Source organism: Microbacterium longlingense (genome assembly GCF_058349825.2).
In genome coordinates, this window is record NZ_JBYRJA020000001.1 from 225,817 (window position 1) to 250,692 (window position 24,876).

Here is a 24,876-nt window from a genome sequence, read left to right on the forward strand (position 1 = left end):
GTGAGGGGTTCCTGAAGTGCTAAGACCCTCTGGCGGTCGAGATGCACCGTTGGTATCGTGCCCATGACACCGTCGTCACAGATTACGCATATGCCTGGTGGGTGACCGGGTGTCATCCGCACGCACTCGACCATCATCAGGCGCGGGGCCGCTTCAGAGCAGAGGCGGCATTCCGGCCGTGAGAGTAAGGATGATTCATGACCGTCACCGCTTCCGTCCTCAAGGCGCTGTCAACCGGCGCCGTGCGCGTGGTCGACCTCACCAACCCGCTGTCTTCGGAGACGCCGACCCTGCGCCTGCCGGAGCCCTTTGCCAACCTCATCGATCTCACTCTCGAGCAGGTGAGCGCGTACGACGCGCCCGGCCCGTTCTGGAAGCACCACAACATTCACACCGGCGAACACATCGGCACCCACATCGATGCGCCGGTGCACTGGATCACGGGTCGCGAGGGGCACGATGTCTCGCAGATTCCGCCTGCCCGTCTGGTCGGGCCGGCCGTGGTCATCGACAAACGCGCGGAGGTCTCCGCCGATCCGGACTTCCTGCTGGACATCGAGCACGTCGAGGCGTGGGAGGCGGAGCACGGGCGCCTGCCCGAGAACGGCTGGTTGCTGTACCGCACGGGCTGGGACCGCTTCGCGCAGGACAAAGAAGCATTCCTCAACGCCGACGAGACCGGCTCCCACACCCCGGGGGTGACGGCACGCCTCGCCGAATGGCTCGCCGTGGAGCGCCCCATCTCCGGTTTCGGTGTCGAAACCGTCGGCATCGACGCCGGGCGCGGTGCTGAACTCGATCCTCCATTTCCCGCGCACTATCACCTCCTCGGTCACGACAAGTACGGCATCACCTCACTGCAGAATCTCGGCGAACTGCCCACCACGGGCGCCGTGATCGTGGTGGCTCCGCTGCCTCTGGTCGGCGGCACCGGCAGTCCGGCGCGCGTGCTGGCCCTCGTGGAGGCGCAGGCATGACCGCCACCGACATCCGGCCTGCCACGGAAGCCCCCGATGCTGCGAGCACGATCAGCGTCGCTGAGCTCGTCGGCCGCGTGGTCGCGCGCCTCGGCGCCGGGCACGTGTTCGGCGTGGTGGGCTCGGGCAACTTCGAGGTCACGAACGCGTTGCGCGCCGCGGGCGTTCCGTTCACGGCGACGCGGCACGAGGGGGGTGCCGCCACGGCGGCGGACGCCTATGCCCGGGTCAGCGGCACGGTCGCGGTGGTCAGCGTTCACCAAGGCTGCGGATTGACCAACGCGACCACCGGCATCGGCGAGGCGGCCAAGAGCCGCACCCCGGTTCTCGTGCTGGCCGCGGAGAATGCGCGGGCCGCCGTCCAGTCGAACTTCGCCATGGACCAGTCGGCACTCGCCGACAGCGTGTACGCCACCCCAGAGCGCGTCAACAGCGCCGCGACCGCCCTGGTCGACACGGTGCGCGCATTCCGCATCGCGCAGAACGAACGCCGGACCGTCGTGCTGAACCTGCCGCTCGATGTGCAGCACGAGCGGGTGGCGGCGACCCTGCTCGATCAACTGCCTGCCGTCGAGCCACCCGCCGCGGTACGCCCCGGCGTCGAGGCCATCCGCCGGCTCGCGGATCTGGTCGAGGCCGCGCAGCGGCCCGTCATCGTCGCCGGACGCGGCGCCCGTCACGCCGGCCCGGCACTGCGGGCTCTGGGCGAGCAGGCGGGCGCACTCGTGGCGACCTCGGCCGTCGTCAAAGGACTGTTCGCCGGCGATCGCTTCGATCTGGGCATCTCCGGCGGGTTCTCCTCGCCCACGACCGCGGACCTGGTGCAGAGCGCCGACCTCATCCTCGGTTTCGGCTGCGCCCTGAACATGTGGACGATGCGACACGGCACCCTCATCGGCGAAAGCGCCAAAGTCGTTCAGATCGACGTGGAAGACGCCGCGCTCGGTCGTAACCGCCCGATCCACCTCGGGATCCTCGGCGACAGCGAGACGACCGCGATCGAGCTCACGAAGGAGCTCGCGGCACGCGGCGATGCGCGAACCCGTTATCGCACAGAGGAGGTTGCGGCCACCATCGCCGCGACGAGCCGCTGGGCGGACACTCCCTACGAGAGCCTGTCCACCACGACGCGGATCGACCCGCGCGACCTCACCCTGGCGCTCGACGAGATGCTCCCGGAGCAGCGGATCGTCTCGATCGACTCCGGCAATTTCATGGGTTACCCGAGCCAGTTCCTCCGCGTCCCGGACGAGCAGGGATTCGCCTTCACCCAGGCCTTCCAGTCCATCGGGCTGGGCCTCGCCACGGCCATCGGCGCAGCACTCGCACAACCGCACCGCCTTCCCGTGCTCGGCACCGGCGACGGCGGTTTCCTGATGGCGATCGCCGAGTTCGAGACCGCCGTCCGGCTGCGGATACCGCTGTTGGTGATCGTCTACAACGATGCCGCCTACGGCGCCGAAGTGCATCACTTCGCCGCCGAGGACCCCACGGTCGACACCGGCATCGTCGAGTTTCCGGAGACCGATATCGCCGCCATCGCCCGCGGGTACGGGGCACAGGCGACCACGGTGCGCAGTCTGGACGATCTGGCTCCGGTGGCGCAGTGGCTACGCAGTGATCCGACCGTTCCGTTCCTGATCGACGCCAAGATCGCCTCCGATCAGGGCTCCTGGTGGCTGAAGGAGGCGTTCCAGGGCCACTGAGACCGCCCGGTCGGGCGACGTCGGCCGGGGTGGTTGCGTTCTGGGCGGTGGGGCCGGCCCGCCGGTAATCTTGATCGATGCATGTCGTCGAGCGAGGGTCGGGCCGCCCCCTGGTGTTGCTCCATGGTTTCGGCGTCGACCACCGGCTCCTGCTTCCGTTGGACCCGGTCATCGATGCCACGGGGAGCTGGCGACGGCTTTACTTCGACCTCCCCGGCCACGGCGCGTCTCCCGCAGGGGATGTATCGAGCAGCGAAGACCTCGTCGCAGCAGTGGAGGCCGAGCTGCGTTCTCGGGTCGGAGCAGAACCGTTCGCCATCATCGGCAATTCCTTCGGCGGGATGATCGCCCGGCGTGTCGCACACGACTTCCGCGATCAGGTGATCGGGCTCGCGGTGATCGCCCCGGTCATGGTCGCCTCTCACCACCGACGGGTGGTGCCAGAGCAGGTCGTGCTGTCTGCCGATCCTGCCCTCCTGGAAGAACTCGGGGACGCCGGCTCTGCGTATGCGGACATGGCCGTCGTCCAGTCCCGCACGAACGCCGAGGCGTTCTTTTCGCACGTTCAGCCGGGGCTGGCCGCGGCAGACCAGCTGGCGTTGCGTCGCATCTCCGAGAGCTACCCGCTCGACGAGGAGCCCGAACGGGCTTCCCCTGGGCGCTTTACCCAACCGGCGTTGTTCCTGACCGGGCGACAAGACCAGGTCGTCGGGTACGAGGACGCGTGGCGGAATGTCGAGCACTATCCACGCGCGACGTTCGCCGTGCTGGACGCGGCCGGCCACAATCTGCATCTGGATCAGCCTGTTCTCACAGGTGCGCTCATCACGGATTGGCTCACCCGGGTCGGCGCTCCGTAGTCTGCGTGGTGTTCCGGGTTCGGCCGTGAGGACAGGACCACGAGAATGCGCGGCTCCTGCCCACGGCCCGCTGCGTGGCCGTCTCGGTGCGATGGCCACCGCTCTTCTGCGTGCGTCAGGCGGATGACCGGGCGGTGTGTGTTCCTGCTCCGGCGTGGCGATCTTGCGTTGTGCGTGAGGCGCCGGTGAGCGCCCACGCGCCGTCCGAGCCCGACGCGCTCACGCCAGTCCGTCCTTGAGGGTCAGCAGATGCGTGCGGCTGCGGTCGGCGGCTGCCTCCGCGTGACGGGCCGCGATCGCGTCGGCGAGATCGATGTGCGCATCCTGATCGTCGTGGGCATGGCGCGGACGACGGATGCGGAGCATGTCGACCATCGCGTCGCGCAGGCGCGGCGTGAAGCTGTCGAAGAGCTCGACCAGCACCGGGTTGTGCGCCGCCGCCACGACCGCACGGTGGAACGCCATATCCGCGTCGACATACGCCGCCCCGCCCGCGGCAGCGGCACCCGCGCGCACGGCGAGCGCACGCCGGATGCCGCGCAGGTCGGCCGGCGTCCTGCGCGCCGCGGCCAGGGCCGCCGCCTCGGTCTCGATCGCGATGCGCGCCTCGATCACCGAGATGATGTCGGCGCGACGCAGCACCGCGTCCCAGTCCTCGGGGGCATCGAGCGCGGTGACGAAGACGCCGGAGCCCTGGCGCGACGCCAGCACGCCCCGGCCCGCGAGCTGCCGGATGGCCTCGCGCACCGTCGAACGGCCCACGCCCAGCTGCGGGGCCAGCGTGGTCTCGCCCGGGAGCCGCTCCCCCAGCGCCCATTCGCCGGCACGGATGCGCTCGAGCAGCAGCTCGGCCGCCTGGTCGGCCAGCGGTGCACGTCTGATCTGAGCCATCTCGCCTCTCCGCTTCTCTACTTGTCTGAGGAGTTGTGCTACATTCTAGCCGTGCTCGCTCACGTGTTCCTTCTCCTTCGTCGCCACGGCGGGGCCTGATCAGACCGGCTCCCCGTCGTGGAGTCGTCGCCCGCGCCGGTCCAACGACCTCGAAGAGAGAACGCACGACATGACCATGACACCCTTCGCCCGCATCTCGTCCCCCGCCGGCCCCGTACCCGCGCACGCTCCCGCCTGGAACCGCCAGCGCGGCTCGCAGATGCCGTCCCACCGCTACGCCGACGTCTACTCCCGCGTCGACGTGCCGCTCACCGAACGGAACTGGCCGTCACGCCGCCTCACGGCAGCACCGCTCTGGGTGCCGGTCGACCTCCGGGACGGCAATCAGGCTCTCGCCGAACCGATGGATCCGGCCCGCAAACGTCGTTTCTTCGAGCTCATGGTCCGCATGGGCTACAAAGAGATCGAGGTGGGCTACCCCTCTGCCTCGCAGACCGACTTCGACTTCGTCCGCCTGATCGCCGAGACCGACATCGCCCCCGACGATGTCACGATCGTGGTGTTCACCCCGGCGCGACGCGACCTGATCGAGCGGACCGTGGCGTCCATCGCCGGCATCCGCAACGAGGTCGTCATCCACATGTACACCGCGACAGCGCCGACCTGGCGGAGCATGGTGCTCGGCAAGGACCGCGCCGAGCTGCGTGAGCTGATCCTGCAGGGCGGCCGCGACGTGCTCGCGTTCGCCGGGGATCTTCCGAATGTCCGATTCGAGTTCTCCCCCGAGGTGTTCAACCTCACAGAGCCCGACTTCGCGCTCGAGGTCTGCGACGCGATGACCGCACTGTGGGACGCCCGCCCGGAGCGCCCGGTGATCGTCAACCTGCCGGCCACGGTCGAGGTCGCCACGCCGAACGTCTACGCCGACCAGATCGAGTACATGCACCGGAACCTCGCGCGGCGCGACGGCGTGATCCTCTCCGTGCATCCGCACAACGACCGTGGCACCGGCATCGCCTGCGCGGAGCTCGCGGTGCTGGCCGGCGCGCAACGCGTTGAGGGGTGCATCTTCGGAAACGGCGAGCGCACCGGCAACGTCGACATCGCGACCCTGGCGCTGAACCTCCACGCGCAGGGCGTGGACCCGATGATCGACTTCTCCGACATCGATGAGATCCGCCGCACGGTCGAGCACTGCAACCGGATCGAGGTGCACCCCCGGCATCCCTACGTCGGGGACCTGGTGCACACCGCCTTCAGCGGCACCCACCAGGACGCCATCCGCAAGGGCTTCGCGGAGCATCGCGGCCGCGCGGCAGCGCTGGGCCGCACAGAAGGCGAGATTCCGTGGCACGTGCCGTATCTCCCGATCGACCCCGCCGACATCGGGCGCACCTACGATGCGGTGATCCGCGTGAACTCGCAGTCCGGCAAGGGCGGGATCGCCTACCTGCTGGAGACCGAGCACGGTGTGGAGCTGCCGCGGCGGCTGCAGATCGACTTCGCCCGGCGCGTGCAGCAGCGCACGGATGCGAGCGGCGGGGAGGCCACGGCTGCCGAGCTCTGGCAGGCGTTCGCCGACGCATACCTCGCGGACAGCGGCGATGACGTGTCGCTGATCGGCTATGAGACCGCCATCGATGACGACGCGGCACGCACCCGCATCGCACTGCGCGTCGACGGGGTGCAGCACACCTCGGAGCACACCGGCATCGGCCCGGTGGAGGCGCTCGTCTCAGCGCTGGAGCCGCACGGCGTCGGCATCGAGGTCCTCGGCCTGCATCAGACGGCGATCGGCACGGGCAGCGACTCCGACGCGCTCACCCTGCTCGAGTACCGCACCCCCGGGGCGGAAGCCGCGTGGGCGGCCGGGCAGCAGCGATCCGTGCTGGGCGCAAGCCTCGCGGCGGTGATCCGCGCGGCCAACGCGGTCCGCACGGCCGCTGCCCGCTGAGCGCGGCGCGGCAGGCCGGGGCGGGGTGCGTTCACGCCCTGCCCCGGCCTGCCCCAGACCCCGGTCTGACACGATGGCACCATGACCCCCGCAGCCGCCCCCGCTCGCTCCGCCCCCGCCCGCACCGCGATCGCCCTCGCGGCGTCGGCCGGCCTCGTTGCGGGAGGCATATGGCTGTGGCGCAACCAGGGCACGATCGCGATGCGACGACCGGTGAACGAGTGGACGTTCACCCACATGGACGCGCTGATGCCGACCGAGGCCGTCCCCGCCCGCGCTCCGCGCCCGTGGATCGGCGCACCGACCGACCTCCACGGGTTCCGCTACACCTTCGAGGGCCGTTCGCGCGCGCTGGCGGACCTGTACCGCGCCGTGCACACGACCTCCCTTGTGATCGTGCAGGACGGCGTCGTGGTGTTCGAGGACTACCCGGGCGCCTTCGCGAACCCGCGACGGCGGTTCCAGCAGTTCTCCCTCACCAAATCGGTCACCTCGCTGCTGGTGGGGATCGCGCACGGCGAGGGGCTCCTCAACCTCGACGACACCGTCGGCCAGGTCGTGCCGGAGCTCGCCGACAGCCCGTTCGCCACCGCGACGGTCGACGACCTGCTGCAGATGCGCAGCGGCGTGGGCGGCCCGGAGGACTGGACCATCCCGGACGCCCTGATCAACCGCTTCGAGCGCGCCGTGACCGGCGGAGGCTCCGTGCTCGAGGTGCTGCGCACCGCGGAGCAGGCGGGGGCACCCGGCGCCGCATACAACTACTCCACGATCGACACCCACGTGCTGGGATTGATGCTCGAGCGCGCGACGGATACGACGATCGCGGACTGGGCATCGCGACGGCTGTGGACCCCGATCGGCGCGGAGACAGACGCGTTCTACTTCCTCACCCGCGGTCGACCGCGCACGGCGCTCGGCGGCGGCTCGCTCAACGCCACCCCGCGCGACCTCGCTCGCGTCGGTCAACTGTTCCTCGACGAAGGGCGCTGGGGTGACGCGCAGATCGTGCCGAGCCGCTGGATCGCCCGGTGCCGCGTCGCCCCCCACCCCGATCAGCGGGTGGGCTCCTTCGTGGACGCCGGTGACGCTGCGCACTACGGATACGCGACCCAGTGGTGGCTGGCCGATGCCCGGCCGGGGATCGTCACCGGGCGCGGGGTGCACGGGCAGTATCTGTGGACGGATCCGGACGCACGGCTGGTCGTGGTGCACACCGGAGCGTGGCCCAGCGCAGACGACCTGCCGCGCGACGCCGAGTGCTTCGCCGCGTTCTGCGCCCTGGGCGAGCATTTCGCCCGACGCTGAGCGGGAGCACCCACCGGGCACCGATGCCGGCCGGCCGGCCGTGTCGATCTCGTCGCGCGCATCGGTCGCGGGCGGTCATGGCCAGAAGCCTCGGCCTAGGCTGGCGGGGTGTCCACCTCCGAGGACGGCCTCGCCTGGCTCCCCGTGCGGCTGCGCCGCAGACGTCCGGCGACGGGCGCGGATCTGGCCGCCCTGATTCGCGATGCTCTCGGACTCGCGGGCATCTCCGAGCGGATGCAGCGCGCGATCGATGTCCAGGCCGAGATGGACGGCGATGACGTCGCACGCCTCGCACTCACCGCCACGCGACTTCGCCTGGACGAGCTCTGGAGCGCGGAGAATGAGTCCGCCAAGCCCGCCCCCGCATCTGACGTGCCGGCGCCAGCGGCCACGACCGTCGTACCCGCCGTGCTGCGCGAGCTGACACTGCACGCCAGCCGGGTGCGATGGGAGCGGGCGAGCATCGACATCGAGACGCGCCTGCACGAGCTCGCGTTCTCCTGGCTGATGGCGGAGGACACGCTCGTGGGTGTCGACATGCACGCCACGCGACCGCACGGCACCTTCCGGATCGAGACCGATCTCGACCCGCTTGTCGATGCGCTCCGGCGCCGGGTCGACCGCGAAGCCCGGAGCGCGGGCATCCGGGTGCGCCGGCTCGCGGTCGATCTGCACCAGCAGGGGCCGCAGGAGATCGTGGTGAGCGTCCGCGCTGCCGGCCGGTGGCGGGTGCTGCCGCTGTCCGGGCGTTTCCAGGCGACGGTCTCGGTGCTCGCCGAGAACGGCGGACCCACCGCGCTGCGCATCGCCGGTGCACGCATGTCGAGCCGCAACCCCCTCGTGGCCGCGGCCATGCTGGCCGGACGCGGTACCCTGCGGCGCAGCCTGGCCGAGCCGATCCCGCTGCGCGACCTGCTCGGCGGCGGATCCGACGGGCCGGAGCTCACGGACCTGCGGATCCGGGTCTCGCCGCGCCTGCGTGTCGCGGGCGCGTTCACCTGAGCCCCCCGGCGCCCCGGCAGTGCTGGGCCAGGCCATCGCGCCCCCCTCGACAAATGATGTTACGTTGCATAACATATGTCTATGGACCGTAACATCATGGCCGTCGACCGAGGCCGGGGCAGCATCGCCGTGGAGACGCTCGGCGCCGGTCCGCTCATCCTGTGCCTCCCGGGCATGGGCGAGTCGCGGGCCGCCTACCGCCATCTGCTCCCCGGGCTCGCCGCCGCCGGTCACCGCGCCGCCGCTCTGGATCTGCGCGGTCACGGCGACAGCACGACCTCCTTCGACGCGTACGACGACCCGGCCGCGGCCGGCGACGCCCTGGCCGTGATCGACGCCCTCGGTGAGCGCCGCGCCGTGCTGGTGGGCAGCTCGATGGGCGCCGCCGCCGCCGTGATCGCCGCGTCCGAGCGCCCGGAGGCCATCGCAGGAATCGTGCTCATCGGCCCGTTCGTTCGCGACCATGCGACGCCGATCGCGCGGCTGCTGCTCCGGATCGCCCTCACGCGCCCGTGGGGGCGCGCGGTCTGGCGGAGCTACTACGCATCGCTGTTCGGCGCGGAGCGCCCGGCAGACCACGAGGCCCATGTCAGAGCAGCAGACGCGCTGCTCCGACGGCCCGGGCGCTGGCGCGCGTTCCAGAAGACCACGCGCACCAGGCACGCGCCCGCCGAGGCCGCGCTGCCCGGGGTCGCGGCACCGGCGCTGGTGCTCATGGGCGACCGCGACCGCGATTTCGCCGACCCGGAGGCCGAAGCCCGCTGGATCGCAGACGCCCTGACCGGACGATACCGGATGATCCCCGGCGCCGGGCACTATCCGATGGGCGAGCAACCCGACGCCGTGCTCGCCGAGGTCCTCGCCTTCCTGGACGACGAGGTGCACCGTGGCTGAGCGGCTGAGTCGCGCCGCCGTCGTCGCCCGGGCCGCCGTCCTGGCCGACGAGATCGGCCTCGAAGCCCTCACGATCACGCGGCTCGGCCGCGCGCTGGGGATCGCCCCGCCGGGGGTCTACCGGCACGTGGCGGATGCAGACGACCTGCGCCGGGCCATCGCCCGGGACGCCGCACACGACCTCGCCGCGACGCTCGGCACCACGTGCACCGGGCTGGCCGGGCGGGCCGCGCTGCATGCCCTCGCCACAGGGCTGCGCGACTGGGCTGCACACCACCCCGGCCGGTACGCCGCCCTGCAGATCGCCCCGGAGCCCGACGACGCCGCCGGGCAGGAGGCCGCGGGCACCCTCCTCGACGTCATCGCTGCGACACTGCGGGCCTATCCGCTCGCGGACGACGATCTCACCGATGCGGTACGGATGCTGCGATCAACTCTGCACGGCTTCCTCACGCTCGAACAGAGCGGCGGATTCCGGCAGGCGCGCGCCGTCGACGCCTCCCTGGCGCGGATCGTCGACGCCCTCGACACGGCGTTCGCCACCTGGCGCGCCTGACCGCCGCGCCCGCTCACCCGCCCCGCGGAGCCGCCGCCGTTCGCGTCGCCGCTCAGGCGACGCCGCGATGGTGCCCAGGCATCGTGCCGGACCGCGCCGCCTGGGCGAGCACCGTGAGGTCGGTCACCGCCGGGGCATGGGTGATGCCGCGCAGCGCGGCATCGGCGTGCACGGCCATGTGGTGCGCTGCCGCCCCTGGCTCACGTGCGCGGATGGAGACGAAGATGCGATCGTGCTCCGAGATCCGCACCGCCTCGTCCTGCGCGGCGACGATCTCCTCCGCGAGACCGGAGGCCTGCAGAGCGGCGACGAGGCTCGCGTGGAGATCGGCGAGCAGGCGATTGCCGGCGGCCTGGACCACCGCGGCGTGGAACCGCACGCAGCCGCAGACGCCGGTCCCGCCGCCGCGCACGTGCTCGGTGTCCTCCAGCAGAGCGCGCTCCAGGAGGGCGAGATCGCTCTCGGTCCAGCGCGCGGCCGCGGCCTGAGCCGCCTCGACGTCGAGTGCGCGGCGCATACCCACCAGCTCCGCCGGTTCGTACACCGACATGGCGTTGGCGAGGAGGCCGGGTGCCGGAGTGGCCGAGGTGACATAGGTGCCGTGGGCGCGCTTGGTCTCGACCATGCCGAGGGTGGCGAGCGAGCGCACCGCCTCCCGGATGGTGGACCGGCCGACCCCCAGCAGGGCGCTCAGCTCCGGTTCCGTGGGGATGCGGGCGCCGACGCCCCACTCCCCCGATGAGATCCTCTCGCGCAGCGTCGCGAGCGTGCTGCGCGCGAGCACCGTGCCCGTCGCCGTGACACCGGGCATCGTGTCCCGCGTCGCCGGGTCCATGATGTCGTTCACTTCCTCGTCTCCTTCGCCGGGGATCGATGGGTCCTGTTCGCATCCAACCACACGCCCTCGTGCGGGCGCGGTCACCGCAGCCCCGCCACCCATGCGCTGAGCTCGTCGAGTCCGGCCACCGTGCCCCCGAGTCCCAGTGCCTGCACCTGCCGCCCCTCGACGAGAAGCAGCCGATCCTCCGCGACGGCGGAGATGCCGGCGACGGCGGGGTTGGCGAGCAGTTCTGCGAACAGACGGTCGCCGGAGCCGTTCATGTCGATGAGCAGAATGCCGTCCGGCGCCGCCTGGACGACTTGCTCCGCGGTGATGGGCCCGGTCCGCTCCAGACCCAGCTCCGCGCTCGCATCCGCCCCTCCGGCCAGGCCGAGGAGCGCGAGAGGGAAAGCAGCTCCCGCTGTGACGAAGGGCCGCCCGGCCTGATTGCTCAGCACCAGGACGCGCGGGCGCTTCCCGGCGTCCGCCGCCGGCTGCAGGCCGGCGCGGATCTCCTCGGTGAGCGCAGCGGCGGCATCGTCGGCGCCGATCGCCGCTCCGATCAGGCCCACATTCGCGATGAGGTCGTCTGGCGTCGCCCACAGGTTCGGCAGCTGCAGCACGGGAACGCCGGCCTGAGTGAGCGCCTTCCCCACACCGGAGTCCAGCCCGTGCCGCGGACTCAGCAGCACCAGATCCGGCGCGAGCGAGAGGATCACCTCCGGGTCCGTCTCGCTCTCCATCGGAACGGTGGTCTCCACCTCGGCCATCTGGTCGGCATGGTGGCTGAGCACAGGGTTCTGCACCGCGGCCGGCACGACCACGAGCCGGTCGCCGAGCCCGAGGGCGGCCACCGCCTCGGCGGTCTCATAGGTGAGTGCCGCGATGCGCTGCGGCTCCGCGGCGATCGTGAGGTCATAGGCATCCCCGCCCGCCCCGGCCGGCACGGCGACGGTACGCGGGAACGCGCCGTCCTCCTCGTCCGGGGTCTGTGCGGGCGTTGCGCTGGCCGCGATCGACGCCGGCGCGGATGCGGACGTCGCGCACCCCGGGAGTCCGAGCACGGCGACGACGGCGAGGGCGACGGCGGCGAGGCGAAGACGGGTCATGCGAGGTCCAATCGGTGCGGGATGTCGTCTGCCGGGGTGAGGAAGCTGCGGCCGCCGGGGGTGACATGGATGGTGGTGCGCACGCCGTAGACGTCGTGCACGAGGTCGGTGCGCAGGACGTCGGCGGGCGAGCCGTGATGATAGCCGCCCGCACCGTCGAGGAGCATGACCTCTGTGCAGGCGTTGAGCGCGAGGCTGAGATCGTGCACCGCGATGATCACGATGCGTCCGGCGTCTCCGAGGCTCCGGACGACCCGTTCCACGACGCCCTGATGGGTGATGTCGAGGGCGGACGTCGGCTCGTCGAGCACCACGACCGGCGTGTTCTGGGCGAGCACGCGGGCGAGCTGCGCGAGCTGCCGCTGACCGCCGGAGAGGGTGGCGCAGCGGCGATCCGCCAGATGCAGGATGCCGAGGGCATCCAGCGCAGCATCCGGGTCGCCGCCGTCCGCGGATGCGCGCGCTCCGACGGCGACCAGCTCGCGCACCCGCAGCTCCTCGGGGGCGCGGCTGTCCTGGGCGAGCAGGGCGAGGATCGCCGCCCGGCGGCGCGCTCCCCTGGTCGAGAGGTCGTGTGCGCCGTAGCGGATGGCGCCGTCGAAGCGGATGCCGGTGTGCGCGATCGCGGCGAGCAGGGAGGACTTGCCTGCGCCGTTGGGCCCGACCAGGCCGAGCACGGCGCCGGGCTCGAGCCGCAGGTCGACGGGACGGCTCAGGGCCCGTCCGCCGCGGATGGCACGCACGCCGTCGAGCGTGAGCGCCGTGCCCTGATGCGACGCCGCCGCCACGCGAGGGAGCGTCATGCGTTCTTTCCCTTCGCCAGGAGCAGCAGGAGGAACACCGGGGCGCCGACCAGGGCGCAGACCACGCCCGTCTGGAGGATGACCGGGCTGAACGCCGTGCGTGCCACGGTGTCGGCGAGCACCAGGAACACCGCCCCGCACAGCGCCGAGAGCGGCAGCATCCGGGCGTGCGAAGCCCCGACGATGAGCCGCAGCGCATGCGGGACCACGAGCCCGACGAAGCTGATGATGCCGGAGACGGCGACAGCGGCCCCGGTCACGAGCGACGCGACGAGGAGCAGCACGAGACGCTCGCGGTGCACGTTCACCCCGCTCGTGGCGGCGACGTCCTCCCCGAGGGCGAGGGCGTCGAGGCTGCGGATCCGGGTGAGCAGATAGGCGACGCCGGCCAGGATCGGGATGCCCGCGATGAGCGCATGGCTCCAGTCCCGCAGTTCGAGGTCTCCGGCCAGCCAGAACATCGCACCGCGGGCGAGCGCATCGTCTCGCGCATTGGCGATGAGCACCGCGATCCCCGCTCCGGCGAGCGAGTTGATCGACACACCGACGAGGATGATCGACGCCGGCCCCAGGTCGCGCCGGGTCCGCAGCACCGTCTGCAGCACGAGCGCGACCAGGGCGGCGCCGACGAAGGCCGCGATCGGCACACCCCACTGGAGCGAGCCGGCCAGTCCCAGGACGATCCCGGCGACAGCACCCAGCGCGGCTCCCGCCGAGACGCCGGTGACCCCTGGCTCGGCGAGGGGGTTGCGCAGGATCGCCTGCATCACCGCACCGACCGTGGCCAGCGCCGCCCCGACGAGGATGGCGACCACCGTGCGCGGGAACCGGATCGACCACACCACGGCCGCGTCCTGGGGAGACGCGGAGCCCGGGTCGACGAGGGCACCCCAGACGGCGCCGGGCGGGATGGGCACGATCCCCAACGACAGCGAGGCGAGGGACGCCGCGATCAGCAGCAGAGTGCCGACGGCGAAGGCCACCGCGGTCCGCGTTCTGCTCACGTCGCTCCTCAGAGGTTGTGCATAGGGAAATGGTCGAGAATGGGCTCCGTCCGTCCGCCGTGCTCTCATCGAGCACGCGGGTGACAGTCTCCGCCGATGGTGGCGAGACGATCGGGTCCCGGGCTCTTCGGCGGGACAGCCACCCGGGCGGAACCCCCTCGACGAGCTCCGGATTCCGGGGCCGCCCGCGGAGCTCTGCCGCGGGCCCGCCACGAAGAAGCCCTATCATCAGATGATAGGTTAGAAAGCGTGTCTATGACTCCGCATGACCCCGCTGCCGAGCTCACTGCCCCGTATGACGCACTCCTGCTGTGCTCCTTCGGCGGACCGAACCGGACCGCGGATGTCGTGCCCTTCCTGCGCAATGTGACGCACGGCAAGAACATCCCGGAGGAGCGCCTCGAAGAGGTCGGCGAGCACTACCATCTCTTCGGCGGACGCAGCCCGATCAACGAGCAGAACCGTGCTCTGCGCGCCGCGCTGGCCGCCGAGTTCGAGCGTCGCGGCATCCACCTGCCGGTGGTCTGGGGCAACCGCAACTGGCACCCCTACACCGTCGACACCCTGCGCGATGCCGCCGCCTTCGGGGCCAGACGATTCCTCACGCTCGTCACCAGCGCCTATGCCTCCTACTCGGGCAGCCGCCAGTACCGCGAGCATCTGTCCGCCGCCCTCGCCGAGCTCGGCGAGGACGACATCGAGATCGACATGCTGCGCCCCTTCTTCAACGATCCCGGCTTCATCGCAGCCAACCGGGAGCTCATCGCGGACGCTGCCGCATCCCTGGAGGGCGGCGCAGACGACGTGCACATCGTCTACGCGACCCATTCCATCCCCGACGCCATGCAGCGCGGGTCCGCGGCCACCGGCCCGGGTTATGCCGAGCAGCACGAGGACGTACGTGCCACCATAGACCGGATGCTGGGCGAGCGCTTCGGCGTCACGCCCACGTCGTCACTGGCCTTCTGCTCCCGATCTGGCGACCCACGCACCCCGTGGCTCGAACCGGACATCAACGACCACCTCACCGACCTCGCCGCCCGCGGCGTACGCAAGGTGGTCATCGCCCCGATCGGATTCGTCTCCGACCACATCGAGGTGGTCTACGACCTCGACGTCGAAGCGATGGCGACCGCGCGCCGGCTCGGCATGAGCGCCGCCCGCGCGGGAACCGCCGGAACCCACCCCGCGTTCATCTCGGGTCTGGTCGACCTCGTCCTCGAGCGCGCCGCGCGCGAACGCGGAGAGCACACCGAGCCCGTTGTCGTCGGCGCTCTTCCCCCGTTCCCCGACGTCGCACCTCCCGGCAGCTGCCGGATGCGCGACGGCGAGATCACCGGTGTCCCGGTGATCGCCGGAACGGCCGACTGACGTCTCGGGCGACCGCATCCGCCGCCGCCCCCACCGCAACGACAGGAGAGAACATGTCTGACGACGCTGCGCGTCCTCACGTCGACCACTCGGCGGTCGCCGAGTCCGTCAACGCCGCGATCAACTACACGATGTACGCGGTGTTCGCGGCCACCCGCAGCGGCGCCGGCAGCGCTGCGGCCGTCGCGAAGGCGGTCGAGGGCATCGAAGGGCTGACCGTCCGCGGTTGGTACGACGTGTCCGGCTTCCGCGCCGACGCCGACATCATGGTCTGGTGGCATGCCCCGTCCACCGAACCGCTGCAGGCCGCCTACCGCGCTGTCCTGGACGCCGCAGACGGCGGCCTCGAGCCGGTGTGGTCCTCCGTCGGCGTGCACCGCGCCGCCGAGTTCAACCGGGCCCACGTGCCCGCGTTCCTCGCCGGAGACGCACCTCTCGGTTACATCTGCGTCTACCCCTTCGTGCGCAGCCGCGAGTGGTATCTGCTGCCGGACGACGAGCGCAGCCACCTGCTGCGCGAACACGGCATGGCCGCGCGCGGCTACGGCGACGTCCTCGCCAACACGGTCTCGTCCTTCGCACTGGGCGACTACGAGTGGCTGCTCTCTTTCGAGTCGAATGAGCTGGTCCGCCTCGTCGACATGATGCGCGACCTGCGCGCCACGGGCGCCCGCAGGCACGTGATCGAGGAGACGCCGTTCTTCACCGGACCGCGCGTCGAGGCCGTGGAGCTGCTGAGCCGCGTGCTTCCCGCCTGACCGCACGATGCGAACGGGGCGTTCTCCTTCGGGGGTCCGCCCCGTTCGCGTCTGCGTCCGGCGAGGCCGACCACGATACGGCCCGGCTCATCACCGGTCGGCCGCGGGGGGCGTGCGCGGGAACGGGCGGGTCAGCCGGCGCGCGACTGCAGGATCTTCCGCACGTGCGCTTCGATCTCGGCGTCGTCCACGTAGCCCATCCTCGCGAAGGGCGACTCCGGGCGCGGCTCCGGCGCCGGCACCGGCACCGGCACCGGCAGGGGCGTGGGGGCCTCCTCCGCGGCGATCTCCGCAGCGCGCCGACGCAGTTCCTCCAGGCGGGCCGCGCGGGCTGTCGCCTCGCGTTCCTCGATGCGCTGGCGCTCGATGTGCGCGCGGGATCCGGCGACAGAGGTGAGCGGCTCCGGCAGCGCCCGAGGCGTCCAGCTCTCGCCACGGGGGCGCTCGGAGAAGTCCGTCAGCTCCGGTGCGGTGCGCGGCGACGGCGCGACATCCTCCGGCCGGCGTGCCGCGCGTGCGGCGACCGCCGACATACGCTGCTGAACGGCCGCCGCGAGGGCGACCAGGACGACGCCGGCCCAGAAGGTCACGAGCGGCACGCCGGCGACCACCCACTGCCACACGCCGAGTGCGGTGATGCCGAGTCCCATCGCGAGCGCGACTGTCGCAGAGGCGCGCACGCGCCGACGGGCCTTCGCCTGCCGCACAGCCGGATCGGCACGGGTGACGGCCAGCTCCTGGCGCAGCTCCTCAAGCCGCGCCGCCTCACGCTCGGCCTGCAGCCGCTTGGCGAGCCGCTGCTGGGCGAGGGCGGTGCGAGCGTTCAGCTCGAGCTGCACCTCACCGGGCGTCTCACTGGTCTCGGCGAGGACGCGCAGGGCCTGGTTGAGCCGCACGGCGTTACGCTCGGCGGCACGGTACTGGTGCGCTCCTCGCCAGGACGGCAGGAGGTAGAGCATCCACAGGAGGGCAGCGACCAGAACGATCACTCCCCCGCTCAGCACCGGCCCGTCCATGTCCTCAACGGTAGGCGACAGGTCTGCCCTGCTCCGGCATGTCGGCGCGTGTCGTACGACGGATGCGCAGAAGAGATCGCCGGACGTGTCGCGCGGCCCACCGCTGGCCGCGCACCACCGTTGTCAGCGGGCGCCGATCTCCGGCACGCGTCCGACGTCGTCTGGCACGCGGCCCGCCGCGAATCGCGGGAGCACCCCGCTCGGCACCTCGCCCTTGACCAGCGCGAAGGCATGGTGGTCGCGCCAGTCGCCGTCGATGTGGATGTACGACCGACGCATGCCCTCATAACGGAAGCCGAGTTTGCGCACGACCCGCAGGCTCGCGACGTTCTCCGGCCGGATGCAGATCTCGATGCGGTGCAGCCCGAGGTTCTCGAAGGCCATGTCCGTGGCCAGCGCGACCGCCGTCGGCGTGATGCCGCGGCCGGCGAAGCGTTCGCTCACCCAGTAGCCGATCGTGGCGGAGCACAGCGACCCGCGCATCACGCCCCAGATGTTGAGCTGGCCGACCACCTGCCCCTCGTAGAGCATCACGAAGGGGTATCCGCCGCCGTCACGATACTGCTGCAACAGGCGGCGGATGCCCAGACGCATGTCGGTCGTGGTCACCGCGTTCGGCAGGGTCGCCTCCCACGGCTTCAACCAGGAGCGACCCTGCAGAAGCTCGCGTTCCAGAACCCCCGCGTCGCGCGGACGCACGATCCGGATCTCGACCGGTCCATGAGAGGACCCGGCGAGGTCACCGCTGCGGGGGTCGGAACCGAACGGCATCCGCTCAGAGACCCTTCGAGAACTCCTTGAGCCACGGACGCAGCTCCGCGCCGAGGTCGCTGCGGTCGATGGACAGCTGCACGATCGCCTTGATGTAGTCGACCCGGTCCCCGGTGTCGTAGCGCCGGCCACGGAAGATCACCCCGTGCACGCCAGGGCCGTCCGGGTCGGCCGCGAGCTCCTGAAGCGCATCGGTCAGCTGGATCTCGCCGCCCTTGCCCGGCGCAGTGCGCTCGAGGATCTCGAAGATCTCGGCCGGCAGCACGTAGCGGCCGATCACGGCGAGGTTCGACGGGGCGTCCTCGGCGGCGGGCTTCTCGACCAGGCCGGTCACGCGGACGACGTCGTCGGTCTCGGTCGGCTGCACAGCGGCGGCGCCGTAGAGGTGGATGCTGCTCGGGTCGACCTCCATCAGAGCGATGACCGCTCCGCCGCGGCGCTGCTGCTCCTCGATCATGGTGGTCAGCAGCGGGTCGCGCTCATCGATGAGGTCGTCCCCGAGGAGCACGGCGAAGGGGCTGTCGCCCACGTGCGCGCTCGCGCGCAGCACCGCGTGTCCGAGGCCCTTCGGCTCGCCCTGGCGGACGAAGTGGATGTCGGCGAGGTCGCTCGACTCGACGACCCGGGAGAGCCGGCTGTGGTCGCCCTTGTCGGAGAGCTTGAGCTCCAGCTCCGGCACCGAGTCGAAATGGTTCGAGATGGCGTTCTTGTTGCGGCCGATGATCACGAGGACGTCATCGATGCCGGCAGAGACCGCTTCCTCGACGACGTACTGGATGGCCGGCTTGTCGACGACCGGCAGCATCTCCTTGGGCAGCGCCTTCGTGGCGGGCAGGAATCGCGTTCCCAGTCCCGCAGCAGGAATGACGGCCTTGATCTTGTTGTTGTTCCCCACCCGCCCAGCTTAGGCCACCCCTCGTAGAATCAGGACATGGCGACGACGAGCACCGACGAGGCCAAGCGCGCGCTGCGTGCCACCGTACGAGCGCGGCGGCACGAGCGACCCGCTGCCGAGCGCGCGGAGGCGGCCGCCGCCCTGCGCCTCCGTCTCGAAGCCCTGACCGCCGGTCTGTCATCGATCTCGTGCTTCCTCTCGACCCCCACGGAGCCCGGCACCACCGGGTTCGTGGCGGATGCCGTGCGCCGCGGGGTGCGTGTGCTGCTTCCTGTCACGCGGCCGGACGGGCTGCTGGACTGGGCGGTGGCCGGCGAGAGCGAGCTCGCCGAGGGGCCGCTGGGCATCCTCGAACCCGTCGGAGAGCCGCTGAGCCCGCTGGCCGTGGACGAGGTCGAGATGATGCTGATCCCGGCCGCGGCCATCGACACCGACGGCATGCGGCTGGGCTGGGGGAAGGGGTACTTCGACCGCACCCTCGGGTCGATGGCCTCGTGTCCACCTGTGTATGCGATCATCTACGACGACGAGCTGCTCGACGCGCCGCTCCCCCACGACGAGCGTGACCAGCCGGTCACCGGGGTCGTGACCCCGGTCCGCACGATCGATCTCACCTCGTCACGACACTGATCCCCGCACACGATTCGGAGCCGCCATGCCGACCTACAGCTACTCCTGCACCTCGTGCCAGCACCGCTTCGACGCCGTGCAGAGCTTCTCCGACGCCGCCCTGACCGAGTGCCCGGAGTGCGGCGGCCCGGTGCGCAAGCGCTACGACACGATCGGCGTCAGCTTCAACGGCCCCGGCTTCTACCGCACAGACTCGCGCGGATCGGCGGGCGGATCGTCCGACGCGTCCACGTCCTCGAGCGAGGCATCGTCCAGCTCGTCCGGCTCGTCCGGCTCGTCCGGCTCCCCCGCGCCGGCCGCCGCCTCATCCTGAGGCGACGGCTTCACTCCATCTCAGAACAGGAGCAATCGCATGATCAAGGGATTCAAGGAGTTCATTCTCCGTGGGAACGTCATCGACCTCGCCGTCGCCGTCGTCATCGGCGCGGCGTTCACCGCGATCGTCAACGTCATCGTCGAAAGCCTCATCAGCCCGCTGATCGGGCTGCTGTTCAACGCAGAGAGCCTCAGCACCGCGATGGTGGTGACCGTCGGCGACGCCAAGTTCGGCTTCGGCGCGATCCTTGCGGCGATCATCAACTTCCTCGCCGTCGCCGCGGTGGTCTACTTCGTGTTCGTGCTGCCGATGAACAAGGCCAAGGAGGTGCAGGAGCGCCGCGCCGGCACCGCGGCGGCGCCCGTCGAGCTGCCCTCCGAGCAGGAGCTGCTGGTGCAGATCCGCGACCTGCTGGAGAAGAACAAGGCCTGACGGCCTTCCCCCGGAAGCCCTGGTCGATCCGCGCGATCGGCCGGGGCTTTTCGGCGTGCGGGGTGTTCGATCACCCACGGTCAGTAGTGCGGGGGCACCTCGCGCCGCATCCGCTCGTCGTTCGGGCCCGCGTCCGCCCGCCCCGCGCCACCCACGCCCGCGTCGGACGCGGTGAGCGCGTCGGCAGCGGGCTCCGGCTCGGTTCCCGCGGCGGGCGTCAGGCGCGCGCGGCGGCGCCCCGGCACCCGCTCGACGCGCTGCCGCTCAGGCACCGTCATCGCCCTGCCGAACCTCGCGCCCCGGCGACCGGCAACGTCTCGCCGCCCTCCGGTCCGGACGACGGAACGGCTCCCAGCGTCTCTGCCACGCGGCGCGCGGCCGAGACCGGGTCGCTGTAGAGGTCGAACGCATGCACCCGGATGTAATGCCAGCCCAGGCGACGCAGCACATTGGGACGAAGGCGCAGCGACTCCCGCAGCGACTCGCCGCGCGACTCCGGGTCCGGTTCGATGACCGCGGCATTGCCGTTGTGCTGCGCGACCATCGGCAGCACACCGCGGTAGTCGAGCTCGACGCGGATGCCGAGGCGGCGCAGCTCGCGCGCGAGCGCCGACGTCAACGGGTCTGCGTCCTCGTCACGCCGCTCCGCAGGAACCTCGCGGTCGAGCCCCGCGAGGATCGACATGAGGGTGGCAGCCCCGTGCACGAGACGCCCCTCCTCGAACGCGCTCGGCTGCAACGAGGAGACGATCACCATCGACCGGCGCGCGCGCGTCATGCCGACGGTCAGGAGACGCTCGCCGTCGGGCTGCGAGAGATCGCCGAAATCGGTGAGCGCGCGGCCGTGGCGGGTCTTGCCGAAGCCCAGCGAGAAGATCACGCGATCACGGCTCTCGGCCGCGGACTCCTCCAGGGTGAGCACCGCCAGCGGTTCCGCCGTGTCACGGCCCACGAAGTCTGCGACGTCGGATCGCCCGGCGAAGGCCGCCGCGATCCCCGCCATCACGCGTTCGGCATGGCGTTTGCTCACGGTCACCACCATGAGCGATTCCTGTGGTCGGTGCACGGCGTGCTCGACCACAAGGGTGACCACCCGCGCGACCTCGGCATCGGGGCTCTCCAGCGCACCGGACTCGGGATCGGGGGCGACGACGCCGCCCTCGACGTAGTCGACCACGAGGCTTCCCCGGCCGAGGTAGGACCCCGCCCACGGGTAGGAGACGATGTCGCCGCCGTAGAAGGCGTCGTTGATGAGGCCGGCCAGATCCTCTCCTCCGGCGCGATAGCTGCGCGTGAGGGTGGCGACGGGGAGGACGTCTGCGAGCCGCTCGAAGACCGAGACCTCGTCGAAGGGCGCGATCGGCTCCCAGTCCGGCGAGGGGATCGTGGACGTCTCGAAGGGCTGCGGGCGCTGGATCACCGGGTCTCCGAACGCCACGATCTGCTGCGTCCGGCGCACTGCCCCGGCGGCCTCGGCGAGGTTGATCGCCGCGGCGTCCGCCAGGAGCAGCGTGTCGAAGCGCACATCGTCGGGGATCTCGTGCACCTGATAGGGCGAGGCGATCCACACCGGCGCGAGCACGGAGAGCAGTTCTGGCGCCGCGGCGAAGGTCTCGGCGGCGGTCGCATCGCCGTCGCGCAGAAGCCGGCGCAGCCGTGCCGCCTCGGCGGCGTGATCGACGATGCCGATCCGCCACTGGTCTCCGAGCTCGGCGGCGAGCAGCGGGCCGGAGGCGGCGTTGTGGGCGCGATCGACGAGCCGGAAGTCGCGCTCCAGCCGGTCGAGGATCTCGGTGTTCGCCCCCAGCAGCGCTCGACGCTCCCGGAGCTCGTGCTCGAGCAGCGACTGCCACCACGCGAACTCCAGCTCGGCGCCGACGCGGTCCTCCGGGACGTGCCGCACCGACAGGTCCGCCAGCAGCGGACCGAGCCCGAGCCGCGACAGCTCCCCCCGGATCTTGGTGCGCTCGACGAGGTTGTCGAAGACATCGGATTTCGCCGCGAGCTCGGCGAGCGTGCGAACGAGACGGGTGATGGGGAGCGTCGCCAGCGGCTCACGGCGTCCGAGCACGTCGTCGAGCACGGCGAGGTCGTCCTCGACGTGCTGCCAGGCCTCCTGCACCTCCGCGATGCCCAGCGGCACCTCCGGGGCCACGCCGGCGTCGACATAGCGCTGCCACTGGGTGCGCTGCTGCTGAATGCGGACGAGCGGCTCGTAGAGGTCTGCCACGTGCACACCGGGACGCACGTACTCCTTCGCCAGTCGCCGCAGCCTGCGGCGCTGGGCACCGGTCATGTTCTGCGCGTCGCGGCGCGGCCCGTGCGCGAGGATGAGCTCGCCCAGCGGGCGCTCGAAGACCGCAGGGCTGAACCGGTCGAGGGAGTCCCGGATGCCCTGAAGCAGGCTCAGGTAGTCTCCCAGCTCATCGATCGTGGAGAACGCCCGCATGTGGGTCTGCCCGATCAGCTCGTAGCCGCGTTCGAGCAATGCCGGGACGTCCTCGGCGTGCAGTCGGGTGGCCAGATCGTGCGCATCGCGCGCGGCCTGCGCACTGTCGAACGTCACGCCGTACCAGGGCGAGTCGTCCGGCCCGAACCGGAACTCGCCGAGACGAGCCGCCAGCGCGAGCATCTTCGCCGCCGTCCTGCGGTCGCCGGACAGTCGGGCGATCGTCGCCGCGCTGAGCCGCGCCCTGGTCGACGGGGGCGTGGACAGCGAGGCGAGCCTGGTGAGCTCGCGCGTGGCGTCGAGCACCGAAGCGCCGAACTCGGGGTCCGGTTCGGCGAGCGCCTTCCGGTAGTCGCGGAGCACCGCACGCAGGCGAACCAGGGCGTGATCGACGTCGCTCAGGTCTGGTGCTGCGGCCTTCTCGTTCCGGCCGATGGCGCGCACCAGGTCACGCCGCAGCGTCGCCGGCGAGACCGCCAGGCCGTCGAGGCCGATGCCGGAGAGACGGTGACGCACGCCGTCGAGCGTCGAGCGCCTGGCCGAGACCACGAGCACCCGGCGCCCGGCACGGACCAGCTCGCCGATCGCGTTGATGATGGTCTGCGTGCCACCCGTCCCCGGCAGCGTCGAGACGACCAGCGAGCGCCCCGCCACGATCTCGGCCAGCACGGCCTCCTGCTCGGCATCTGCGTCCAGCAGCAGCACATCGGAGGCGGGTGCGCGATCGTCTGCGCTGACCGCCTGCGGTCGTCCGCCGCCCGAACGCAGCCGATCCCGCGCCTCGTCGTCTCCGGCCAGGGCGTTGAGCACCGTGCTGTCGAGGTCGACGGCGTCCTCCCGCATGGCGCGGCCGACCTCCGCGAACGTCGAGACCACGAGCCGGGGATGCACGGAGAATGTGTCGAACGCGGCCGTGGCGGCGCGCAGATGGTCGATCACGGACTGCGGCTTGAAGACGGCGTCGTCATACGCGAGCGCAGCGAGGGAACGCGAGTCCACCACGAGATCGAAGTGCTCGCGCAGCAGCCGCACGAGCGTCGGGTTGACGAAGAACGCGCCGTGCAGCTTGAGCTCGAAGTCGGCGTGGTGGCGGCGGATCGCCAGTGGCCGCAGCAGCACGGGGGCGGCGTAGTCGACGCCGCCGATGCGCCACGTCGCCAGTCCCACCGCGAGGTGCACGGCGTCAATACCCCGCACGGTGCGCAGTTCGATGTTGCGGGCGACGATGCGCTCGGCCGCCCGGCGCGCGGTACGCAGTCCGACCTCGTCACGGAACAGGTTCGACAGCAGCGTCGAACGTCCGGTGATGAACTGCGGGAGGCTTCCGGGGTGCGCTCGTGAGATGTCGACGCCGGACTCGGGGCTGTCGACGAAGCGGGCCAGCGGTGAAGAGCCGCCCAGATCGCCGGCCTCGGAGCGCAGGCGGTCACGCTCGCGGGCAGGGTCGAGCGGCGCCACGGCGTCGATCGTCTCCGCCTGCGAGGGCGATGCGTCGCCCGTCGTCTCGCCACCCGTCTCGGCGGGGGTACCGTCCGGTCGCTCCACAAGACCAGATTAGGCGTGTCATCAGCCGAGACCGCGGATACCGGGCCGGTTTCCCTCGATTCTCCGACCCGCGCGCGCCACGGCGGAGCCGCGCCCGTCGTCCGGATCCACAATCCGGCGGGCGGATTTGTTGCCCACAGCGGGTGCAACCACCGTCCGGCGCGCAGGCCCGGAGCGCGAGGATGGGGCTATGACGTTGCGCTATGACCTCGCACCGACGCCGTTCGGAGATGCCCTCGCGGTCTTCTCCGACGACGGCCTCGTGCTGCTCCAGCTGCCGGAGACCGCCGCGGCGGACGATGGCGCTGAGCGTGTGATGCTCCGCTGGATGCTCTCCGCATCGGCGGAGCGCCTGGGCTCACTGCCCGAGCCGGCGCCGGGTGCGGCCGATGAGCTCACCGGCCTGCTGACCGACTACTTTGCGGGCACCCCCGTGCGCTTCGACACCGAGCTCGCGCTGGACTGGCGCCTGACCGCGGGATTCGCCCGCGACGCGCTCCAGGCGGTGTGCGCGATCCCCTGGGGCGAGACGATGAGCTATGGCGAGGTCGCCATCGTCGCGGGTCGCCCGGGCGCGCACCGGGCCGTCGGGACCGCGTGCCGCCTGACGCCGATCTCGATCGTCGTGCCGGTCCACCGCGTGATCCTCGCCGACGGCGGAATCGGGCAATACGGTGCCCACACCGAACGCAAGCGATTCCTCCTCGACCTCGAAGCGCGCGCCTCGGAGCATCGGAGCAAAAAACGCACCATACGGTGAAGGAATCCGCCGCCGCCGGGACGCACGCATTCATTCGGTGCTATTGTCT

General features: G+C 71.2%; 24 protein-coding genes. 14 read left to right on the forward strand and 10 right to left on the reverse strand.

Going from position 1 to position 24,876, the window contains the following annotated elements; all coding sequences use genetic code 11:
* Positions 1-197: 197 nt before the first annotated feature.
* The 3 genes from AC3RXY_RS01045 to AC3RXY_RS01055 all read left to right on the forward strand — a co-directional run bounded on the left by AC3RXY_RS01045 (position 198) and on the right by AC3RXY_RS01055 (position 3,543).
* Entirely contained in the window at positions 198-977 is a 780-nt protein-coding gene (locus tag AC3RXY_RS01045; RefSeq protein WP_491509022.1) for a cyclase family protein, read from the forward strand.
* Positions 974-2,683, forward strand: coding sequence for a thiamine pyrophosphate-binding protein (locus AC3RXY_RS01050; protein ID WP_491509023.1), 1,710 nt, complete (start codon positions 974-976; stop codon positions 2,681-2,683). Before AC3RXY_RS01045 ends, AC3RXY_RS01050 begins: the two co-directional genes overlap by 4 nt.
* Positions 2,684-2,760: 77 nt before the next feature.
* Complete coding sequence (locus tag AC3RXY_RS01055; protein ID WP_491509024.1) at positions 2,761-3,543, forward strand: alpha/beta fold hydrolase; 783 nt, start codon at positions 2,761-2,763, stop codon at positions 3,541-3,543.
* A 219-nt stretch (positions 3,544-3,762) separates the two neighbouring features.
* Here the strand turns inward: AC3RXY_RS01055 and AC3RXY_RS01060 are convergent, their stop codons facing one another.
* Positions 3,763-4,434, reverse strand: a complete 672-nt coding sequence (locus tag AC3RXY_RS01060; protein ID WP_491509025.1) for a FadR/GntR family transcriptional regulator — start codon at positions 4,432-4,434, stop codon at positions 3,763-3,765.
* A 175-nt stretch (positions 4,435-4,609) separates the two neighbouring features.
* Between AC3RXY_RS01060 and AC3RXY_RS01065 the strand changes: the two genes are divergently transcribed.
* The 5 genes from AC3RXY_RS01065 (at position 4,610) to AC3RXY_RS01085 (ending at position 10,148) form a co-directional block, all read left to right on the forward strand.
* Positions 4,610-6,388 carry a 2-isopropylmalate synthase gene (locus AC3RXY_RS01065; protein WP_491509394.1) on the forward strand — a complete coding sequence of 593 codons (1,779 nt, stop codon included), beginning with the start codon at positions 4,610-4,612 and terminating at the stop codon, positions 6,386-6,388.
* An 81-nt stretch (positions 6,389-6,469) separates the two neighbouring features.
* Complete coding sequence (locus AC3RXY_RS01070; protein WP_491509026.1) at positions 6,470-7,696, forward strand: serine hydrolase domain-containing protein; 1,227 nt, start codon at positions 6,470-6,472, stop codon at positions 7,694-7,696.
* A gap of 108 nt (positions 7,697-7,804) precedes the next feature.
* On the forward strand, positions 7,805-8,698 hold the full coding sequence (locus AC3RXY_RS01075) for a hypothetical protein (protein WP_491509027.1): 894 nt from the start codon (positions 7,805-7,807) through the stop codon (positions 8,696-8,698).
* 81 nt (positions 8,699-8,779) lie between these two features.
* A complete protein-coding gene (locus AC3RXY_RS01080) occupies positions 8,780-9,592 on the forward strand; it encodes an alpha/beta fold hydrolase (protein WP_491509028.1) in 813 nt (270 codons plus the stop codon).
* A complete protein-coding gene (locus tag AC3RXY_RS01085; protein WP_491509029.1) occupies positions 9,585-10,148 on the forward strand; it encodes a TetR-like C-terminal domain-containing protein in 564 nt (187 codons plus the stop codon). Before AC3RXY_RS01080 ends, AC3RXY_RS01085 begins: the two co-directional genes overlap by 8 nt.
* Positions 10,149-10,200: 52 nt before the next feature.
* Here the strand turns inward: AC3RXY_RS01085 and AC3RXY_RS01090 are convergent, their stop codons facing one another.
* From AC3RXY_RS01090 to AC3RXY_RS01105, 4 genes are all read right to left on the reverse strand, one after another.
* Positions 10,201-10,995, reverse strand: a complete 795-nt coding sequence (locus AC3RXY_RS01090) for a FadR/GntR family transcriptional regulator (RefSeq protein ID WP_491509030.1) — start codon at positions 10,993-10,995, stop codon at positions 10,201-10,203.
* Between the two features lie 71 nt (positions 10,996-11,066).
* Positions 11,067-12,077, reverse strand: a complete 1,011-nt coding sequence (locus tag AC3RXY_RS01095) for an ABC transporter substrate-binding protein (protein ID WP_491509031.1) — start codon at positions 12,075-12,077, stop codon at positions 11,067-11,069.
* Positions 12,074-12,880, reverse strand: coding sequence for an ABC transporter ATP-binding protein (locus AC3RXY_RS01100; protein ID WP_491509032.1), 807 nt, complete (start codon positions 12,878-12,880; stop codon positions 12,074-12,076). Before AC3RXY_RS01100 ends, AC3RXY_RS01095 begins: the two co-directional genes overlap by 4 nt.
* On the reverse strand, positions 12,877-13,884 hold the full coding sequence (locus AC3RXY_RS01105) for a FecCD family ABC transporter permease (RefSeq protein ID WP_491509033.1): 1,008 nt from the start codon (positions 13,882-13,884) through the stop codon (positions 12,877-12,879). The genes AC3RXY_RS01100 and AC3RXY_RS01105 overlap by 4 nt, the downstream gene beginning before the upstream one ends.
* A gap of 255 nt (positions 13,885-14,139) precedes the next feature.
* On the opposite strand from AC3RXY_RS01105, the gene AC3RXY_RS01110 reads away from it, so the two are divergent.
* Positions 14,140-15,255, forward strand: a complete 1,116-nt coding sequence (locus tag AC3RXY_RS01110) for a ferrochelatase (RefSeq protein WP_491509034.1) — start codon at positions 14,140-14,142, stop codon at positions 15,253-15,255.
* Between the two features lie 53 nt (positions 15,256-15,308).
* Positions 15,309-16,013 (forward strand): hydrogen peroxide-dependent heme synthase, encoded by a 705-nt coding sequence (hemQ, locus tag AC3RXY_RS01115; RefSeq protein WP_491509035.1) that lies wholly within the window; start codon positions 15,309-15,311, stop codon positions 16,011-16,013.
* Positions 16,014-16,144: 131 nt separating this feature from the next.
* Here hemQ and AC3RXY_RS01120 read toward each other — a convergent pair whose 3' ends face one another.
* The 3 genes from AC3RXY_RS01120 to galU all read right to left on the reverse strand — a co-directional run bounded on the left by AC3RXY_RS01120 (position 16,145) and on the right by galU (position 18,695).
* Positions 16,145-17,029 carry a hypothetical protein gene (locus AC3RXY_RS01120; protein ID WP_491509036.1) on the reverse strand — a complete coding sequence of 295 codons (885 nt, stop codon included), beginning with the start codon at positions 17,027-17,029 and terminating at the stop codon, positions 16,145-16,147.
* Positions 17,030-17,152: 123 nt separating this feature from the next.
* A complete protein-coding gene (locus AC3RXY_RS01125) occupies positions 17,153-17,800 on the reverse strand; it encodes a GNAT family N-acetyltransferase (RefSeq protein ID WP_491509037.1) in 648 nt (215 codons plus the stop codon).
* 4 nt (positions 17,801-17,804) lie between these two features.
* Positions 17,805-18,695 carry a UTP--glucose-1-phosphate uridylyltransferase GalU gene (gene galU, locus AC3RXY_RS01130; protein WP_491509038.1) on the reverse strand — a complete coding sequence of 297 codons (891 nt, stop codon included), beginning with the start codon at positions 18,693-18,695 and terminating at the stop codon, positions 17,805-17,807.
* Between the two features lie 36 nt (positions 18,696-18,731).
* Between galU and AC3RXY_RS01135 the strand changes: the two genes are divergently transcribed.
* From AC3RXY_RS01135 to mscL, 3 genes are read left to right on the forward strand one after another with little or no spacing between them, the layout of a single operon-like run.
* The gene (locus AC3RXY_RS01135; RefSeq protein WP_491509039.1) at positions 18,732-19,325 is read left to right on the forward strand and encodes a 5-formyltetrahydrofolate cyclo-ligase; all 594 of its coding nucleotides are present in this window, start codon (positions 18,732-18,734) and stop codon (positions 19,323-19,325) included.
* 25 nt (positions 19,326-19,350) lie between these two features.
* A complete protein-coding gene (locus tag AC3RXY_RS01140; protein WP_491509040.1) occupies positions 19,351-19,638 on the forward strand; it encodes an FmdB family zinc ribbon protein in 288 nt (95 codons plus the stop codon).
* A 39-nt stretch (positions 19,639-19,677) separates the two neighbouring features.
* Positions 19,678-20,073 carry a large conductance mechanosensitive channel protein MscL gene (gene mscL, locus AC3RXY_RS01145; RefSeq protein ID WP_491509041.1) on the forward strand — a complete coding sequence of 132 codons (396 nt, stop codon included), beginning with the start codon at positions 19,678-19,680 and terminating at the stop codon, positions 20,071-20,073.
* A gap of 80 nt (positions 20,074-20,153) precedes the next feature.
* Here the strand turns inward: mscL and AC3RXY_RS01150 are convergent, their stop codons facing one another.
* Both AC3RXY_RS01150 and AC3RXY_RS01155 read right to left on the reverse strand, forming a co-directional pair.
* Positions 20,154-20,351 (reverse strand): hypothetical protein, encoded by a 198-nt coding sequence (locus AC3RXY_RS01150; protein WP_491509042.1) that lies wholly within the window; start codon positions 20,349-20,351, stop codon positions 20,154-20,156.
* Positions 20,348-23,980: an AAA family ATPase gene (locus tag AC3RXY_RS01155; RefSeq protein WP_491509395.1), complete on the reverse strand. Its 3,633-nt coding sequence runs from the start codon at positions 23,978-23,980 to the stop codon at positions 20,348-20,350. Before AC3RXY_RS01155 ends, AC3RXY_RS01150 begins: the two co-directional genes overlap by 4 nt.
* Before the next feature lie 277 nt (positions 23,981-24,257).
* On the opposite strand from AC3RXY_RS01155, the gene AC3RXY_RS01160 reads away from it, so the two are divergent.
* Entirely contained in the window at positions 24,258-24,827 is a 570-nt protein-coding gene (locus tag AC3RXY_RS01160) for a methylated-DNA--[protein]-cysteine S-methyltransferase (RefSeq protein ID WP_491509043.1), read from the forward strand.
* Positions 24,828-24,876: the final 49 nt, after the last annotated feature.

Bases quoted from the DNA above. Each gene is read 5' to 3' on its own strand.
- AC3RXY_RS01045 (WP_491509022.1), top strand. From the start codon at position 198: ATGACCGTCACCGCTTCCGTCCTCAAGGCGCTGTCAACCGGCGCCGTG.
- AC3RXY_RS01050 (WP_491509023.1), top strand. From the start codon at position 974: ATGACCGCCACCGACATCCGGCCTGCCACGGAAGCCCCCGATGCTGCG.
- AC3RXY_RS01055 (WP_491509024.1), top strand. From the start codon at position 2,761: ATGCATGTCGTCGAGCGAGGGTCGGGCCGCCCCCTGGTGTTGCTCCAT.
- AC3RXY_RS01060 (WP_491509025.1), bottom strand. From the start codon at position 4,434: ATGGCTCAGATCAGACGTGCACCGCTGGCCGACCAGGCGGCCGAGCTG.
- AC3RXY_RS01065 (WP_491509394.1), top strand. From the start codon at position 4,610: ATGACACCCTTCGCCCGCATCTCGTCCCCCGCCGGCCCCGTACCCGCG.
- AC3RXY_RS01070 (WP_491509026.1), top strand. From the start codon at position 6,470: ATGACCCCCGCAGCCGCCCCCGCTCGCTCCGCCCCCGCCCGCACCGCG.
- AC3RXY_RS01080 (WP_491509028.1), top strand. From the start codon at position 8,780: ATGGACCGTAACATCATGGCCGTCGACCGAGGCCGGGGCAGCATCGCC.
- AC3RXY_RS01095 (WP_491509031.1), bottom strand. From the start codon at position 12,077: ATGACCCGTCTTCGCCTCGCCGCCGTCGCCCTCGCCGTCGTCGCCGTG.
- AC3RXY_RS01100 (WP_491509032.1), bottom strand. From the start codon at position 12,880: ATGACGCTCCCTCGCGTGGCGGCGGCGTCGCATCAGGGCACGGCGCTC.
- AC3RXY_RS01110 (WP_491509034.1), top strand. From the start codon at position 14,140: ATGACTCCGCATGACCCCGCTGCCGAGCTCACTGCCCCGTATGACGCA.
- hemQ (WP_491509035.1), top strand. From the start codon at position 15,309: ATGTCTGACGACGCTGCGCGTCCTCACGTCGACCACTCGGCGGTCGCC.
- AC3RXY_RS01120 (WP_491509036.1), bottom strand. From the start codon at position 17,029: ATGGACGGGCCGGTGCTGAGCGGGGGAGTGATCGTTCTGGTCGCTGCC.
- AC3RXY_RS01125 (WP_491509037.1), bottom strand. From the start codon at position 17,800: ATGCCGTTCGGTTCCGACCCCCGCAGCGGTGACCTCGCCGGGTCCTCT.
- AC3RXY_RS01135 (WP_491509039.1), top strand. From the start codon at position 18,732: ATGGCGACGACGAGCACCGACGAGGCCAAGCGCGCGCTGCGTGCCACC.
- AC3RXY_RS01140 (WP_491509040.1), top strand. From the start codon at position 19,351: ATGCCGACCTACAGCTACTCCTGCACCTCGTGCCAGCACCGCTTCGAC.
- mscL (WP_491509041.1), top strand. From the start codon at position 19,678: ATGATCAAGGGATTCAAGGAGTTCATTCTCCGTGGGAACGTCATCGAC.
- AC3RXY_RS01150 (WP_491509042.1), bottom strand. From the start codon at position 20,351: ATGACGGTGCCTGAGCGGCAGCGCGTCGAGCGGGTGCCGGGGCGCCGC.
- AC3RXY_RS01160 (WP_491509043.1), top strand. From the start codon at position 24,258: ATGACGTTGCGCTATGACCTCGCACCGACGCCGTTCGGAGATGCCCTC.